This window comes from Pseudofrankia coriaricola (genome assembly GCF_001854805.1).
In the GTDB taxonomy this organism is placed as follows: domain Bacteria; phylum Actinomycetota; class Actinomycetes; order Frankiales; family Frankiaceae; genus Pseudofrankia.
Genome location: NZ_MBLO01000266.1, coordinates 73415 through 88086, shown reverse-complemented (window position 1 = coordinate 88086; position 14672 = coordinate 73415). Strand labels below are relative to the sequence as shown.

At 67.6% G+C, this 14672-nt stretch carries 12 protein-coding genes; 3 read left to right on the top strand and 9 right to left on the bottom strand.

Annotated elements, in window-relative coordinates:
- Positions 1 to 49 precede the first annotated feature (49 nt).
- The 3 genes from BCD48_RS41465 to BCD48_RS41455 all read right to left on the bottom strand — a co-directional run bounded on the left by BCD48_RS41465 (position 50) and on the right by BCD48_RS41455 (position 3820).
- Complete coding sequence (locus tag BCD48_RS41465) at positions 50 to 1324, bottom strand: acyl-CoA dehydrogenase family protein (protein ID WP_071053882.1); 1275 nt, start codon at positions 1322 to 1324, stop codon at positions 50 to 52.
- Entirely contained in the window at positions 1321 to 2457 is a 1137-nt protein-coding gene (locus tag BCD48_RS41460) for an acyl-CoA dehydrogenase family protein (protein WP_071053881.1), read from the bottom strand. The genes BCD48_RS41465 and BCD48_RS41460 overlap by 4 nt, the downstream gene beginning before the upstream one ends.
- A 160-nt stretch (positions 2458 to 2617) precedes the next feature.
- Positions 2618 to 3820: a cytochrome P450 gene (locus BCD48_RS41455; RefSeq protein ID WP_071053880.1), complete on the bottom strand. Its 1203-nt coding sequence runs from the start codon at positions 3818 to 3820 to the stop codon at positions 2618 to 2620.
- A gap of 274 nt (positions 3821 to 4094) precedes the next feature.
- On the opposite strand from BCD48_RS41455, the gene BCD48_RS41450 reads away from it, so the two are divergent.
- Both BCD48_RS41450 and BCD48_RS54575 read left to right on the top strand, forming a co-directional pair.
- Complete coding sequence (locus BCD48_RS41450; RefSeq protein ID WP_071053879.1) at positions 4095 to 5285, top strand: amidohydrolase family protein; 1191 nt, start codon at positions 4095 to 4097, stop codon at positions 5283 to 5285.
- A gap of 139 nt (positions 5286 to 5424) precedes the next feature.
- Positions 5425 to 5808 (top strand): hypothetical protein, encoded by a 384-nt coding sequence (locus BCD48_RS54575; RefSeq protein ID WP_071053878.1) that lies wholly within the window; start codon positions 5425 to 5427, stop codon positions 5806 to 5808.
- Here the strand turns inward: BCD48_RS54575 and BCD48_RS41440 are convergent.
- The 3 genes from BCD48_RS41440 to BCD48_RS41435 form a co-directional block, all read right to left on the bottom strand.
- On the bottom strand, positions 5760 to 7097 hold the full coding sequence (locus tag BCD48_RS41440; protein ID WP_071053877.1) for an amidohydrolase family protein: 1338 nt from the start codon (positions 7095 to 7097) through the stop codon (positions 5760 to 5762). The genes BCD48_RS54575 and BCD48_RS41440 overlap by 49 nt on opposite strands.
- A 361-nt stretch (positions 7098 to 7458) precedes the next feature.
- Positions 7459 to 7626 (bottom strand): hypothetical protein, encoded by a 168-nt coding sequence (locus BCD48_RS51780; protein WP_157910629.1) that lies wholly within the window; start codon positions 7624 to 7626, stop codon positions 7459 to 7461.
- Between the two features lie 149 nt (positions 7627 to 7775).
- Positions 7776 to 8765, bottom strand: coding sequence for an SDR family oxidoreductase (locus tag BCD48_RS41435; RefSeq protein ID WP_198543603.1), 990 nt, complete (start codon positions 8763 to 8765; stop codon positions 7776 to 7778).
- 685 nt (positions 8766 to 9450) lie between these two features.
- On the opposite strand from BCD48_RS41435, the gene BCD48_RS41430 reads away from it, so the two are divergent.
- Positions 9451 to 10365: an enoyl-CoA hydratase gene (locus BCD48_RS41430; RefSeq protein WP_071053875.1), complete on the top strand. Its 915-nt coding sequence runs from the start codon at positions 9451 to 9453 to the stop codon at positions 10363 to 10365.
- A 36-nt stretch (positions 10366 to 10401) separates the two neighbouring features.
- Here the strand turns inward: BCD48_RS41430 and BCD48_RS41425 are convergent, their stop codons facing one another.
- The 3 genes from BCD48_RS41425 to BCD48_RS41415 are packed head-to-tail and all read right to left on the bottom strand — an operon-like array spanning position 10402 to position 14650.
- Complete coding sequence (locus BCD48_RS41425) at positions 10402 to 12468, bottom strand: acetate--CoA ligase family protein (protein ID WP_071053874.1); 2067 nt, start codon at positions 12466 to 12468, stop codon at positions 10402 to 10404.
- On the bottom strand, positions 12465 to 13514 hold the full coding sequence (locus tag BCD48_RS41420; RefSeq protein ID WP_083419997.1) for an acyl-CoA dehydrogenase family protein: 1050 nt from the start codon (positions 13512 to 13514) through the stop codon (positions 12465 to 12467). Before BCD48_RS41420 ends, BCD48_RS41425 begins: the two co-directional genes overlap by 4 nt.
- Complete coding sequence (locus BCD48_RS41415; protein ID WP_071053873.1) at positions 13511 to 14650, bottom strand: acyl-CoA dehydrogenase family protein; 1140 nt, start codon at positions 14648 to 14650, stop codon at positions 13511 to 13513. The genes BCD48_RS41420 and BCD48_RS41415 overlap by 4 nt, the downstream gene beginning before the upstream one ends.
- Positions 14651 to 14672: the final 22 nt, after the last annotated feature.

The window sequence follows — 14672 nt, the reverse complement described above, 5'->3', positions numbered from 1 at the left end:
TCGTAGCAATGTGGAGGCTGAAGGGACGCCGATCGGGGCGCGGGATGTCTCATGTGCGGGCCGAGTGGCTGCGGGGCGCGTCGCGGAAAGCGATACCGCGGTCGGCGGCGGGTTCCCGGGGCATGCCGAGGACGCGTTCGCTGATGACGTTGCGGGCCATCTCGGCGGTGCCGCCGCCGATGCAGCCCGCCTGGCGCATGAGGAAGTCGGTGCCGCGGTTCGCCAGCGTGCCGTCGTCGTTGGCCCACGCCACGCCGGTGTCACCGGCGAGCTCGAAGGCGATGTCGGTGGTGCGGGTCGAGACGAGTGCTCCGAACACGCGGCCGATAGCGGCAGCCTGGTCGGACAGTACTCCGGCGGCGATGCCCTCACGCAGTCGCCGTTCGAGCTCTCCCTTCGCGACCGTGAGCATGTAGGCCTCGCCGACCAGGTCGCGGGCGGCCGGATCCTGGAGGCGGGCGGCGTCGCGGGCGATGTCGCGCATCGACGTCGGGCTGACGACACTCCCGGGGGCAGCGCCGGCGGGGATGGTGAGCAGGGGCGAGTTGAAGAGCATCCGCTCGTGGAACATCCAGCGGATGCAGACGCTCCAGCCGTCGTCGACGTCGCCGACGCGGTGGCTGTCGGGGACGCGGACGTCGGTGAGGAACTCCTGGCAGAACTCCTTGCTGCCGTTGAGCATCTCGATGGGGCGGATCTCAATGCCGGGCTGGCGGATGGGGAGCATGAACACGGTCAGACCACGGTGTTTGGGGACGTCCCAGTTCGTGCGCGCCAGGCACAGCGCCCAGTCGGACCACGAGGCGTTGGTGGTCCACAGCTTGGAGCCGTTCAGGACCCATTCATCGCCGTCGCGGACGGCGTTGGTGAGCGCGCCGGCCATGTCGGAGCCACCGCTCGGCTCGGACAGGAACTGCACCCACAGCTCGTCACCCTTGAGGATGGCGGGGAGATGGCGTTGCTTCTGCTCCTCGGTGCCGCGGTCGAACAGCACCGCGGCACAGGGCACGAACGTCGGGATCTGCAGGCGCATCGGGTACTCGTAGCCGGCGAGCTCAGAGTTGAGGACCTGCTGGTGGTCGGGAGTGAGGCCCTGGCCGCCGTACTCGCGAGGGACGCAGATCCCAGCCAGGCCGGCGTCGAACAGCATGCGCTGCAGCTCGCGTTCGCGGGCGACGGCGGCGAGCGTCTCCTCCTCGGGCAGCATGAGCCGGGCCGACACCACGGCCGGGTCCGCCGGGCGGAGGTTGACGCGGACGAAGGCGCGGGCCCGCTGCCGGAAGCCGTCGAGGTCCTCTACCTCGCCGGTGTCCTGGGTAGTCATGCGGCGTCCTCTCGCTGTTCGACGAGGTCGGCGAGGCGTTGGCGGTGGTCGGCGGGGGTGCCGTCGAGCGCCCGGTTGACGGTGTGGCGGCGCAGGAACAGGTGCAGGTCATGCTCGAAGGTGAGGCCGATCCCGCCGTGGAGCTGCACGCAGTCCTGGAGAAGTCGGCTGCCGTAGTCACCGATGTACGCCTTGGCGACGCTCACGAGTGCGCCGGCCTCGGGGGATCCGGCGCCGACGGCCGCGGCGGCGGCGTCGCTGACGGCGTTGCTGGCCTCCAGCCAGGCCTTCATATCGGCGAAGCGGTGCTTGAGGGCCTGGTAGGAGGCGAGGGGGCGGCCGAACGAGTAGCGGTCGAAGGCCCACTGGACGGTCAGTTCGAAGGCGGCCTGCATGGCCCCGACCGCCTCGGCGGTTCCCACTACCGCCGCGAGCTGACGCTGGTGCTCCACCTCGGCGTCCGCGCCGCCGATCTCACCGACGACCCGTTCAACGGGGACGCGTACGTCGTCGAAGGTGACCGCGAAGAAGCGGCGGGTCAGATCCACCGTGTGCAGGGGCACGATCGACACCCCCGGGGCCACCGCGGGTACCAGGACCTGGGTCAGTCCCTCCCCGGTGCGTCCCGTCACCAGCAGGTGCGATGCCTGCGCTGCGGACTCGACCGGCCGCTTGGCGCCGTTCACCACGACGTCGCCGCCCTCTACACGCACCCGCAGTCTCACCGAACCGAGCCGGTTGTGGGGACGGGGTTCCGCGACACACCATGAGGCCAGGGCCGTCCCCGATACCAGGTCGGCCACGACGTCCGCGTGCGCGTCGCCGGCCCGGCTCAGCGCCGCGGCGACGACGTTGGCAGCGGCCAGCGGCCCCGGCGCGGCGTGCCGCCCGAACGTGTCGGCCACCAACGTCAGGTCAACCAGGCCGTCTCCGCTTATCGAGCCGCCACCGTGCTCCTCACCGACCAGCAGCGACGTCCAGCCCAGCTGCGCGCCCTGGCGCCAGTACTCACCGTCGAACCCGGCCGGATCGTGACGAAGCCGCCGCAGCTCACCGACCGGCGCCTGCTCGGTCAGGAACTTCGCCGTCGTGTCCCGGAAGAACGCCTGATCGGAGCTCAACACCAGACGCACCGCTCACCTACTCCCGACGTCGCTGACAGGGACGACGCACCCACGTCGGGCCCGTACGGCCCGCGACAAGGAAATGCACACGTCGTGGTGCTGCACCAAACAGTGCCGATGCCGGTCGCCCCGTTGCGCTTACGCCATTCCGCCTGCATGGATGGCCCTCTCACGACGTGAAGACGGGCAGCTGTTCCCAGCCGCGCACCGTCGAGGTACGCGCCTGGACGGCGTGCTCGTAGTCGATCTCCCAGTCGGGCCAGCGCTTGAGTACCTCGTCCAGGGCCACCTGGCCTTCGAGTCGGGCCAGCGCGGCGCCCAGACAGAAGTGGAGACCGTAGCCGAAACTCAGGTGACGGCCGTTCGGGCGGTGAATGTCGAAGCTGTCACCGTCAGGGAACCGGCGGTCGTCGCGGTTGGCCGAGCCGTTGAGCAGCAGCATGACGCTGCCCTCTGGGACCTTCTGGCCGTAGTGCTCGACCTCGCGGGCGACGTACCTCGCCTGGACCGGCGAGGGCGGCTCGAAGCGGAGGATTTCCTCGATTGCTTTCGGCACCAACGAGCGGTCCGAGGCGATCTCCCGCCGGGCGGCAGGGTGCTCGGCCAGGACCTTGCCGGTCCAGCCGATAAGCCGGGCGGTCGTCTCATTGCCCGCGCCGGCGAGCATCGAGACGTAGGTGAGGACCTCCTCGCGGGTGAGCGTCCGTGTCGCACCGGTCTCGTCCTCGAACTCGATGGTCAACAGCACCGTCATCAGGTCGTCCGACGGGTTCTTCACTCGCCAGTCGATGTAGTCGCCGAACAGCTCAGCAAAGGAAGCCGGATCGTCGGCGACGGTGCTCTCCTTGCCCTCCTCCAGGCGAAGGTGCCCGTCGATCCGCTCCTTGATAGCGGCCTGGTCCTGTTCGGGGATGCCGAGCAGCAGGCCGATGACCCGCATCGGCATCACACCGCCGAGGTCGGCGATGAAGTCGAAGCGGCCCGAACCGACGAGCGGGTCGAGGGTGGCGGCGCAGAACTCGCGGATCTTGGGCTCGAGCGCCATCATCTTTCTCGGCGTGAACACCCGCGCCAGCAGGCCGCGGTGCACGTCATGGATCGGCGGGTCCTCGAACAAGACGATGCCTGCTGGGAGCTCGACGTTGGCCTGGATGAGCTCGAGAATCGAGCCGCGCCCTGAGCGGTAGGTCTCCCAGTCGCTCAGCGCCCGATCGACGTCAGCGAAGCGGCTGAGCGCGGAGAAGTCGTGCGTCTCGTTCCGGTAGAGCGGTGCGGTGTCCCGCATGCGCTTCCACACCGGGTACGGGTCGGCGTCGATCTCGAAGTCGTACGGGTCGTAGTAAACGCCCCTGCCGCTGGTGGTGATGGTCACGTTTCACAGCTCCTCGATGATCGACGCTGCGACCAGGCGCAAGACCGGAGGCATCAGATACCGCACGACCCGGCCGCACCGAGCGCGAACCGCGGCCCCACTGGCCGGAGCACACCACCTCCGACAGCCGCGCCAAGGCCAGCCGTGGCCCCGACGCCGAGGTTGGTCCTCGCCGCACCGTGGGCCGCGACCATGATCGATCCTCCGTCCGGCCAGCGTATAGTACGGTACCGTACCGTTTACCATCGGGTTGAATGACGCTAGCGTCAAGGGCATGGAACGCAGGAGCAGGTTCCCCGTCTTCGACGCCGACAACCACATGTACGAGACGCGGGACGCCCTTACCCGCCACCTGCCCGACCGCTATCGGAGCGCGGTCGACTACGTCGACGTGCGCGGCCGGACCAAGATCGCGATCCGAGGCCTGATCAGCGAGTTCATCCCGAACCCCACCTTCGAGGTCGTCGCCCGCCCCGGCGCACAGGAGGACTTCTTCCGCATCGGGAACCCGGAGGGGAAGCCGTACCGGGAAATCCTGGGCAAGCCGATGCGGAGCATCCCGGCCTTCCACGAGCCGGCACCTCGCCTCAAGCTCATGGACGAGCAGGGAGTGGACCGAGCCTTGATCTTCCCGACGCTCGCGAGCCTCCTCGAAGATCGACTGAGGGATGATCCCGAACTCATCCATGCCGTGATCCACTCGCTTAACGAGTGGATGCACGAGGAGTGGTCGTTCAACTACGAAAACCGAATCTTCCCGGCACCAGTGATCACCCTGCCGATCGTGGACAAGGCGATCGAGGAGCTCGAGTGGGTGCTGGAGCGCGGCGCGAAGACCGTCCTGATCCGCCCGGCCCCCGTGCCCGGGTACCGGGGCTCGCGGTCGTTCGGGTTCGAGGAGTTCGACCCGTTCTGGCGTGCCGTCGTGGATGCCGACCTCCTCGTATGCATGCATGCCTCGGACAGTGGCTACTCCAGGTACCAGGCAGACTGGACGGGCCTGCGGGAATTCCAGCCCTTCAAGCCCGACCCGTTCCGGTGGCTCACGTCCGGGAAGCGGGCGATCGAGGACACCATGGCGGCACTGACCTGCCACGGCGCCCTGACCCGCTTCCCCACGCTCCGCATCGCCTCCATCGAAAACGGCGGCGAGTGGGTGACACCCTTCCTCGAACACCTCGAGGACGTCCACCGGAAGATGCCGCGAGACTTCGATGAGGACCCCGTCAAGGCCTTCACGCGCAACATCTACGTCAATCCCTTCCACGAGGACAACGTCGAGCAGCTTATTCACGTCCTCGGGATCGACCACGTCATGTTCGGATCGGACTACCCGCATGCCGAGGGCCTCGCCGAGCCCCTCAGCTACCTCGACCGCCTGCCGCCTGGGCTGCCGCAATCGGACGTTGAAAAGATCATGGGTGGCAACATCGCCCGGATCATGCGTCTCGACCCTGCCGCCTGACGTTGCACCGCGGCCGAGCTCCTCAATTCAGCGGAGGAACGCATGCAGTTCGAACATGTCCAGTTCGAGGTCGACGACGCCATCGGGATCATCACCCTGGAAAGGATGGAAGAAGCTGGTCGCGGCGCGTGAGGCGGCCGTGATCGCCATGACCGGCCACATGAGCGGCGCGTACGCCGATGCCAAGGTGACGGAAGAGGACCTCGGCGGCTTCGTTGTCTTCAAGATCAGGTCGGACAGGGTGGCGGCCAAGGACCGGCGGGTCTTCCTCGACTTCCAGCCCGGGCGCTGGACGACTAATTTGGCGGAAGTCAGGCTTCACGTCTCCCAGGCGGAGCTGTCCAGCGCAATTCAGGCCCTGGAAAGCGATTGGACTCGGCGGTCTCGACGGCGCCTGCGCGCCGCCGAGGCCACCCCTCGGTCAGAGATCCGGCCGCGCCCGCAGGCACAGCCGGCCGGTGACGATCGAGGTCGCTACCGCGGATCGCCGAACGGCTTGTGCACGTCGCCGCGCGGGAAGTGATCAACCTCGGGCACCCTCAGGATCTGCTCCATGGTCGGGCCATGAGCGTCGACGAACGGCTGCAACTTCGCGACGTCGAAGCCCCAGAGGTCCACCGCGTTGGCTCCAACAATCACGCGGGCCTCGTCAGGCGTGACGCCTGCAGCGCCAATGGTGGCGTTGAGGTACTCGATGTGGCCCGGACCCATGCCCCAAGTGCCCTCCGGATGGGGAAAGTCCATCCCGAGCGTCATGTGCTCGATGCCGATCTGGTGGCGGTTCTCCATCTCCGCACGGGAGAAGACCGACGAACCGAGGTGGACCTGGCGGCGCACATACTCAGATGGCGGAATCGGGAGGAAATCCTTCACCGCGCGGGGTGTGAAGGCGCCGTCCCAGGTGTAATCCATGTTCTTAAGGAGTCCGGCGAGCCAAGCCGAGCCGGTCTCGGTCAGGACGATCTGGAGCTTGGGGTGGTTCTCCAGCACGCCTCCCCAGATGAACTGCATGAGCAACTGGTGCGCCGCGTAGAACACCGTCTTAGACATGAGGGCGGCGGCCGTCGTGGGGTGCGGGAGCGGCGTCGGCTTCGGGAACAGTTCGCTGTCGCTACTCGGGAGCATGGCGGAGTCGAACGTACCGGACACAGCTGTGTGGACATTGACCGGCATATTCAGTTCTTCCAGCAATGACCAGATCGGTTCGTACTTCGGGTGGAACACCGGGACCTCCGCGCTGAACTTGCCGAGGAGAATGCCCTTGAGACCGTGCTCCTTGGCCCAACGGATCTCGGCCATCGCGGCGTCGACATCGGCGAACGACACAAGCGCCATGCCTGCGAAGCGGTGGGGTGCCTCAGAAACCCACTCCGAAAGCCAACGGTTGAATGCCTGATAGGAACCGACGACCTGCTCGTAAGTCAACCGGTACCCGACGAGCGCCCGCACGAGCGGGTTGTAGAGCTCGAACGGAATGCCGAAGTCGGGAAAGATCACCTCGGCGGCTAGCCCGGCGCGTTCCATCTCAGTAAAGCGTGCCTTGATGTCCCAAGTGCCCTCGAGGCGACCCGGCTCGATCACGTTCCGCTTCCACAGCTCAACGAACTCCGCGTCGAAGTTCTTCGACATCGATGCTTCCTCGTTGATGCGAGCGCCCTTCTCCTTATAGATCTCGAGGAAGCGGTCGAACTCCTCGCGAAGTGCGGCCGACAGATACGGACGATACTCATGCATGCGGGCGGTCGCATGACCGTCAGACGAGATCATCAGGACGCGATCGGTTGACGAGGCTGGCGAGGTTGTGTTCGACATGAAAACTCCTCCGGGATTTTAGCCGGCGACGTGGCTCGATTACGTCTGCTAGATAGCTGGAGGCTACGGAGAGGAGCCCGTCATTCTCGATGATAAATTCTTCTAGCTCTCCGCCGCGTGCTGCCGAATCACCCCGCTGGACCCATACCGACCTGCCCAATCTAGGCACGCGAGTGTGGCCAGGTCAACATCCGGCGACGTAACAGTTTGGTATAACGCCGAGACTGGTCCGCACAAGCCGTCTCCTCCTGCCCTGGAATCGGAGAGTTGTTTCAGAACATGCTCATCTCTGCGCGGGCTCGGGGGCGCAGGGTCGTCGTCGACAAATGCTCTGGCCGCTCGAGACCTGTAAAGGCTTAGGTTAGGGTGGTACGAGATCCAGGCCGGTCCTGACGATGCACCCGGCGAGCAGCCGTGAGCGGTACCGCATCCGCATGAGGCGGCTGGCGGTGAGCGCGCCGGGCCCGTCGATGCTGTGTTTGACCAGGTTGGTCAGGAGAGACGTGTTGTGCGTCAGGATCTTTGGCACAGGGGTTTGTTGGCCCATAGCCCAAGGAGATCGCGATGAATCGTGATGAGTCGTCCCCCAGCCTTTCCAGTCGAGGACAAGATCCGGCCTACGCGGGCCGCACTTCGACGTCACCGAGTTGTGGAGGCCACTCGGTCCGAGTTCGGCAGTCACACAGGTCTACGCGTGGAGAAGTAGGAGCTTTCGCCCGTCGGGTCGCTCCATCGCTGGTAGGCGATGGCTCCGCCGTCGGCCAGGATGTCGGTCCCGTTGATGAAGGATGCGGCCGGGCCAGTGACGAACTCGATGACTGCTGCGATGTCGTCGGGCGTGCCCAGACGGGCTCCCGGCCTCGCCAGCAGCGTATTCCTGATGAGGTCACCATTTGGCCCATCGAGTTCAAGCATTGACTGGGGGGTGACGGTGAATCCGGGGCTCACAGTCACAGCTCGGGCGCCGCGAGCCGCCCATTGGATGGATTGCGCCGCAACCCGTACATGGGTAGCGCGCTTGCTGACCGCATACGCTTCAGCCGCCGTGAAATTGGAGGGGTCGAGGGCCTTGAGTTCGAGAAGATGCTCGGTAGGCGTGTGCGCGAGGAGCCGCTCGGTCTCGGCGGATACCGCGTTACGATAGCCACCCTGACTTGCGATGCAGGCGATGACGGTGCCATGCTGTGCGGTAGGGAGGAATGCGTCAAGCACGAGGGCGGTGCCGTAGAGGTTGACCCTGAATACGTCGGCGGCCCCACCGCGCGCTTGAGTCGGTGAGATGCCCGCGGTGTGGACGATCGTACGGATCGGGCCGTGGCGGGCAGCCTCGGATGCCAGGGAGGACACCGCGATGGGATCAGACGCGTCGGTTGGCCAGGCGGTGAATTCGTGCCCGGCCGACCTCAGTACTTCCGCGGCGAGGTCGAGGCGATCGCCGGGCAGGTCGGCCACCATGAGGTGGCGGCCAACTCCGAGCCTGCGGGCGGCGGCGAGGCCCAGCCCTCCGGCACCGATGATGACCACGATATCGCGTTGAACCTTGACCTGATCGGGATTCGACATCGGCTCGCTCCCCTCTCGACGTTCACCACCTCCACGCCCCGGCGGTACGGTGATATTCGTCATCGCATTGGCTGTCCCGTTGATGCCGTCCACCTTTGCGAACATCGAGCCCGAGTTCCGTGAGAATCCGGAAGAGCAGGGAAAGCCAACGACGAGAGAACACCATCGGCGTTCATGTCCTTCACGCGCTCGCCGACCTCGTGCAGCGCCGGGCACATTTCCATGCAGTTTTCTGGGTCCTTCTTCCATTCGAGCCGGCTAAGACCCATAACCCCCTTGAAGACCCGATGCAGCGTGACGACTCATGATCCGCGAATGTTGCCCCGCCTCCCTGGCGCATCGCAGGGACTCTCCGGAGACCTACAAGGCGCTGTCGCCGGGTAAAATGTTGGTGAAATGGTCGTGGCGGCCAATCCTGCATCGACGATGCCAACCTGGTCAAGGTCCGAAGTTGAACACCTTCGTATAACCATCGATCTTGACGGCTCCGGTCCTCGTCACGTCACCGCTGGACGGAGTGCACCCCGGCAGAGCGCGAAGTTCCTACCCGAAAGAGGTCACGTCACGAGGTTGAGCCACGAGTCGATTGAACCGAGGCATTCGCACCATCTTGCTCATCAAATGGGCGTTCAACCCCCTGGCCTGGACCGGATCGCCAAGCCCTTCCGAGGGAAGCCGGTGGCAAACGCATCGCACAACGACGAGCTCGCGAGCGGTGCGCTGTCCAACCTCCTCGGTAGATACGATGTTGGGTACTACCAAGCTCGCCGAGAGTAAGTATAATCTGCCTATGCCTGATCCGAGGTTCATCACCGTCGAGTCGTTCGACGACGGCCAGATCGTCCGCATCATGCTCAACCGGCCGGAGACCAGGAACGCACAGAACCGGGGGCTGCTCGTCGAGCTCGACGAGGCGCTCCGGGCGGCGGAGGCGGACGACCAGGTGCGGGTCGTGATCCTGGGGGGCGCCGGCTCGATGTTCTCGACCGGCCATGACATGGGTTCGAAGGTCTCGCTGGCTGAGCGGACGCCCGGGCCGGATCTCCACCCCACCTGGCTGATCGACGGCGGTACCCGCCTCGGCGCGGAACGGCAGCTGCTGCAGGAATGGCACTACTTCTTCAACAACACGCGGCGGTGGCGGGACCTGCGGAAGATCACCATCGCCCAGGTGCAGGGTGACGTGTATGCGGCCGGGCTGATGCTCATATGGGCGTGCGACCTGATCGTGGCCGCCGAGAACGCCCGCTTCGCAGACGTCGTCGGTACCCGTCTCGGGATGTGCGGGGTCGAATACTTCGCGCATCCCTGGGAGTTCGGGCCCCGCAAGACCAAGGAGCTCATGCTCACCGGCGACTGCATCAACGCGGACGAGGCCCACGCGCTCGGGATGGTCAGCAAGGTGTTCGGTACCGACGAACTCGGCGAGCGGACCCTCGAGTTCGCCCGCCGCATCGCGGCGCTGCCCACGATGACGGCGCTGCTCGTCAAGGAGGCGGTGAACCAGACCGTCGACAACATGGGATTCCACAACGCGTTGAACGCGTGCTTCACCCTCCACCAGCTGAACCACGCGCACTGGGCCGGGGTGAACGAGGACAAGATGCCGATCGCCAAGGAGGACGCCGGCATTCCGAACTGGAGCCAGGCTCCCCCGATCGTCCCAGCGGTGAAGGACAAGGTTCGGGCCGACGGCCCGGCCTGACCGGCGGCCTCTGGCTCGCGCTGCGCGGCCCACGCGCTACCCGACCCGCGGGCCGCGCAGCGCGAGCCAGGCGTCGAGGACAGTGATACCTTTTCCGGCGTCGTGCACCACGACGGGATTCAGGTCGAGCTCGGAGACGTCACCGCGTTCGACGATCGCCCCGACTCGGACCAGCAGGTCAGCCAGGGCCGGCACGTCGGCGGCGGGGCGGCCGCGGGCGCCGGCGAGCACCGGGGCACACCGCAGCCGCTCGACGGCGCGTGTCGCCTCGGCGTGGTCGAGCGGGAGGGGAAGGAAGCACGTGTCGCGGAGTACCTCCGCGTAGATCCCGCCCGATCCGACCATGACGAGGGGACCGAACGTCTCGTCGTACAACCCGCCCACGATGATCTCGTGGCCGGCGTTCGCCATGCGTTCCACGAGCACGCCGTCCATCGCGATGCCGGCGGCTGCCTCGGCCCGCCGGGCGAGATCACCGAAGACCCGCTCGACCCCGGACGATTCGACATCGAGGGCGACGCCGCCGATCTCGCTCTTGTGCACGACGTCGGCGGCGACGACCTTCACGACGACCCGCCCGCCGAGCGACGCCGCGAGCCGCGCGGCCCCACCCGCGCTCGTCGCATACCCGCCCTCGGGCACCGCCACTCCCCACGCGCGCAGCAACCGCTTCGTGGTCGGTTCGTCGAGGACCTTCTCGCCGCCGCCGGCAAAGGACAACGCCGGCGGCCCCGCGATGAGGGACCGTTCCCTCACCTCGGGCATGACGCGCCCGGCGGCGACGAGATGGTGGATCATGCGCGCCACCCGGGCGGGGCTGGTCGCCCACGGGAGACCGAGCTCAGCCAGCAGGGAAACGCTCGCTGGGGACGGGCGGGTGTAGGTCAGCACGAGGATCGGCTTCGCCGTCGAGCTGACGAGCGCGGTGAACTCACCGGCCTCCCGGGCGAGGACGAGGGGGTCCGACAGCGAGGTCGACAGGACGACCGCATCGAGGGCGGGATCCTCGACGAAGCCTCGGACCGTCGCGGCGACGTTCGCGTTGCTGATCACCCGGCCGGTCAGGTCGAGGGGGTTGGCCGTCCCGGCCAGGGCCGGGACCTCGAGACCGAGGTCGTCGCAGGAGTCTGCCAGCCAGACCCCGGCGCCCCCGGACGTGCTGACGATCCCGACGCGGGGGCCGGCGGCGGCGGCGCACCGGGCGAGGGCCATCCCCACGTCGACGAGTTCCTCCAGATCGGTGGCGCTCAGCACGCCGTGCCGTTGGAAGACCGCGTCGTAGGCGGCGCTCGAGCCGGCGAGGTGCGCGGTGTGCGACGCGGCGGCACGGGAGCCGGCCGCCGACCGGCCGAGTTTGCTGACGACAAGCCTCGTACCGCGACGGGCGGCCCGGGCCGCGAGCTCGCGGAACCGCGGCCCGTCGTGCAGGCCCTCCAGCACCACCAGCACGACATCGGTGTGCTCGTCGTCGACGAGAAGCTCGATCACGTCGAGGACGTCGACGTCAGCGCTGTTGCCACAGCTGACCACATGGCTGAAACCGAGCCCCAGCGCGACTCCGGCATGGAACAGCGCGAACCCCAGCGCACCGCTCTGCGACACGACGGCGACGTTCCCCGGCGTCGGCCGCTCCGCTCCGCGGCGAGGATCGGCCGCCGGGCTGAACGTAGCGGCGACCGACCCGTGCACGTTGAAGAACCCCTGGCAGTTCGGACCGAGCACACGCATGCCCGCGGCGCGGGCCACCGCCAGCACCTCTTCCTGGCGGACGGCTCCCACCGCGTCCTGCTCGGCGAAGCCCGCGCTGAAGATGGCCACGCAGGCCACGCCGGCATCGGCGCACTCGCGAACCACGTCGAGCACGGCCGGTGCCGGCACCATGATCAACGCCAGGTCTATCGCGTCGCCGATCGCCAACACCGACGGCGCGGTCGGCAGGCCGGCGATTGACTCGTGCTTGGGATTGACGGGCACGATCCGGCCGGTAAATCCCTGGCTGACCAGCATGTCGACGGTCTGCCCGCCGTAGGTCGCGAGATTGGTCGAGGCGCCGACGACGGCGATCGTCGACGGCCAGAACATTCGCCACAGCGACTCGCTCACTCCTCGTCCCGCCGGGTTATCCGCGGCCACAGCTGATCCGCGCCTCCCGCGAGCACCTGCTCCCCCAGCCACGTCGCCCACTCCCGTTCCGTGCCGTATTCGTTGCGCCAGCACCAGAGTCTTTGGGTCAGGGTGCCCAGCTCGTACTCGGCGGTCAGGCCCATGGCACCGTGCGCCTGGTGGGCGAGCCTGGCCACGGTGCCGGCGGCCGCGCTCGTCTGCTGCTTGGCCACCGCCACCTCGAATGCCGCGCGCTCCCCCGCCACGATCGCGGCCCGGGTGGCCGTCGTGGCCGCCACGGTGTGCTCGACGAGCTGGACGACCAGGCCGGCCACCGCCTGGAATGTGATGATCTTCTTACCGAACTGGACCCGGTCGTTGGTGTGCTCGACCGTGAGCTCAGCCACGCGCTCCAGCGCTCCGGCCATGAGCGCGGCCCGGCCGAGTGCACCCCGCAGGCGGATCGCTTCCCGGTCGACGCCGGGCGGCAGCGGGACGACCTGGTCGTCATCGATCGGCACGTCGACGGCGACCCGGTCGCGTGCCTCGCCGGCCAGGTTGCGGCCGGCCGTGATCGTCACGTCACGCGGTCGCAGGGTGACGACCCGATCGCCGTCGTCGGTCCCGCACACGGCGACGATGAGCGAGGCGCGCTCGGCGAAGGGCACCCGCGTCAGTGGCGCGTCCAGCCGCCAACGCCGGCCGTCGGCCCGCAGCAGGTGGTTGCCCGACGCGACAGCGATGGTCGTCGGCCCTTGGGGAATCGCGAGACCGACGGCGGCCAGGACCCAGCTGGCGAGCAGTCCGGTCTCGGCGACTGGGAGAGGCACGGCACCCGCACCCAGCTCCCACAGCACGTCGCACGCGTCGGCGACGGTCCCACCCGAACCGCCGCCTTCGGCGTCGACGCCCACCCATGGCAAGCCAGCGTCGGCGAGCGCCAGCCAGGTCCGTTCGGGCCATGCACCCTTGAGCCGCTCGTCGCCGTTCGTCCAGCAGTCGGCGACGATACGAGCGGTCAGTGCGGCTACCTCCGAGCGCGTCATGCCTTCAGGCCCCTCGCCGCGACGACCCGCAGCACCTCGGTCGTCCCTCCCCTGATGGTGAACGAAGGAGCCACCACGACCGCTTCGGCCAGCAGGCTCTCGAACACGTCGGTCGACGACGGATCGGCGTCCATCGCGGCCAGTTCCGCGATGACGTCCACCACTCGCTGCTCGTACTGCGTGCCGAGGTCCTTCACCATTGATGCCGCGACCGGTGACACGCCGCCGCGGTCAAGCATGTACGCCACGGAAAGCCCCAACTGCCGGATCGTCCAGAGCTCGGCCGTGGCGCGGCCCAGCGCGACGAGATCGTCGCTCCCGCTCCGCCGCCGGGACAGGTAGTGACGCAGGAGCACGAACGCGCTGAGGAACCGGTCGGGGCCGCCTCGCTCCAGCACCAGTTCCGAGGTCACCTGGGCCCACCCGGCGCCGGGTTCGCCCAGCACCATGTCGTCGGCGACGAAGACGTCCTCGAACGCGACCTCATTGAAGTCGTGCGATCCGTCGAGGAAGCGGATCGGGCTGACCGTAACTCCCGGCGAGGACAGGTCAACGATCAGCTGGCTCAGGCCGCGGTGCCGGTCGGTGCCAGCCGGTGAGGTCCGGCACAGCGCGACGAGGTAGTGGCTGCGATGGGCGTAGCTTGTCCAGATCTTCGTGCCGGTGACCCGCCAACCACCGTCGACCTTCGTCGCCGTGGTTCGGACCGCTGCGAGATCTGAACCGGCCTCAGACTCCGACATCCCGATCGAGAAGAAGCAGGTCCCGGCGCAAATCGAGGGTAAGAACCGCAGCCGCTGACCTTCCGTGCCGTGGTGCAGGATCATTGGCCCGGTCTGGCGGTCCGCGACCCAGTGGGCACCGATCGGCGCGCCAACCGCGAGGAGCTCCTCGGTGACGACGAAGCGCTCGACCGCTCCCCGCCCGTGACCGCCGTACTCCTCCGGAATGGCCATGCCGACCCATCCGTGGTCCGCCAGTGCACGGCTGAACCCGGCGTCCCAGTCGCCGCCGAGACCCAGGCCGGGGCGGAAGCCCGCCGGCAGCCACTCGCTGAGGAAGTGCCGCACCTCCGACCGGAGGCGCTCCTCCCGGGGCCCGAGCGTGACGAGGGGGAATTCCAGCAGATCAGCCATCGACGACCGTGGCGCTTTGGCG

Coding starts and splice junctions, on each gene's coding strand:
- BCD48_RS41435 (WP_198543603.1), bottom strand. CDS start 8,765: ATGTTCGCAAAGGTGGACGGCATCAACGGGACAGCCAATGCGATGACG.
- BCD48_RS41415 (WP_071053873.1), bottom strand. CDS start 14,650: ATGGCTGATCTGCTGGAATTCCCCCTCGTCACGCTCGGGCCCCGGGAG.
- BCD48_RS41430 (WP_071053875.1), top strand. CDS start 9,451: ATGCCTGATCCGAGGTTCATCACCGTCGAGTCGTTCGACGACGGCCAG.
- BCD48_RS41465 (WP_071053882.1), bottom strand. CDS start 1,324: ATGACTACCCAGGACACCGGCGAGGTAGAGGACCTCGACGGCTTCCGG.
- BCD48_RS41450 (WP_071053879.1), top strand. CDS start 4,095: ATGGAACGCAGGAGCAGGTTCCCCGTCTTCGACGCCGACAACCACATG.
- BCD48_RS41440 (WP_071053877.1), bottom strand. CDS start 7,097: ATGTCGAACACAACCTCGCCAGCCTCGTCAACCGATCGCGTCCTGATG.
- BCD48_RS41420 (WP_083419997.1), bottom strand. CDS start 13,514: ATGACGCGCTCGGAGGTAGCCGCACTGACCGCTCGTATCGTCGCCGAC.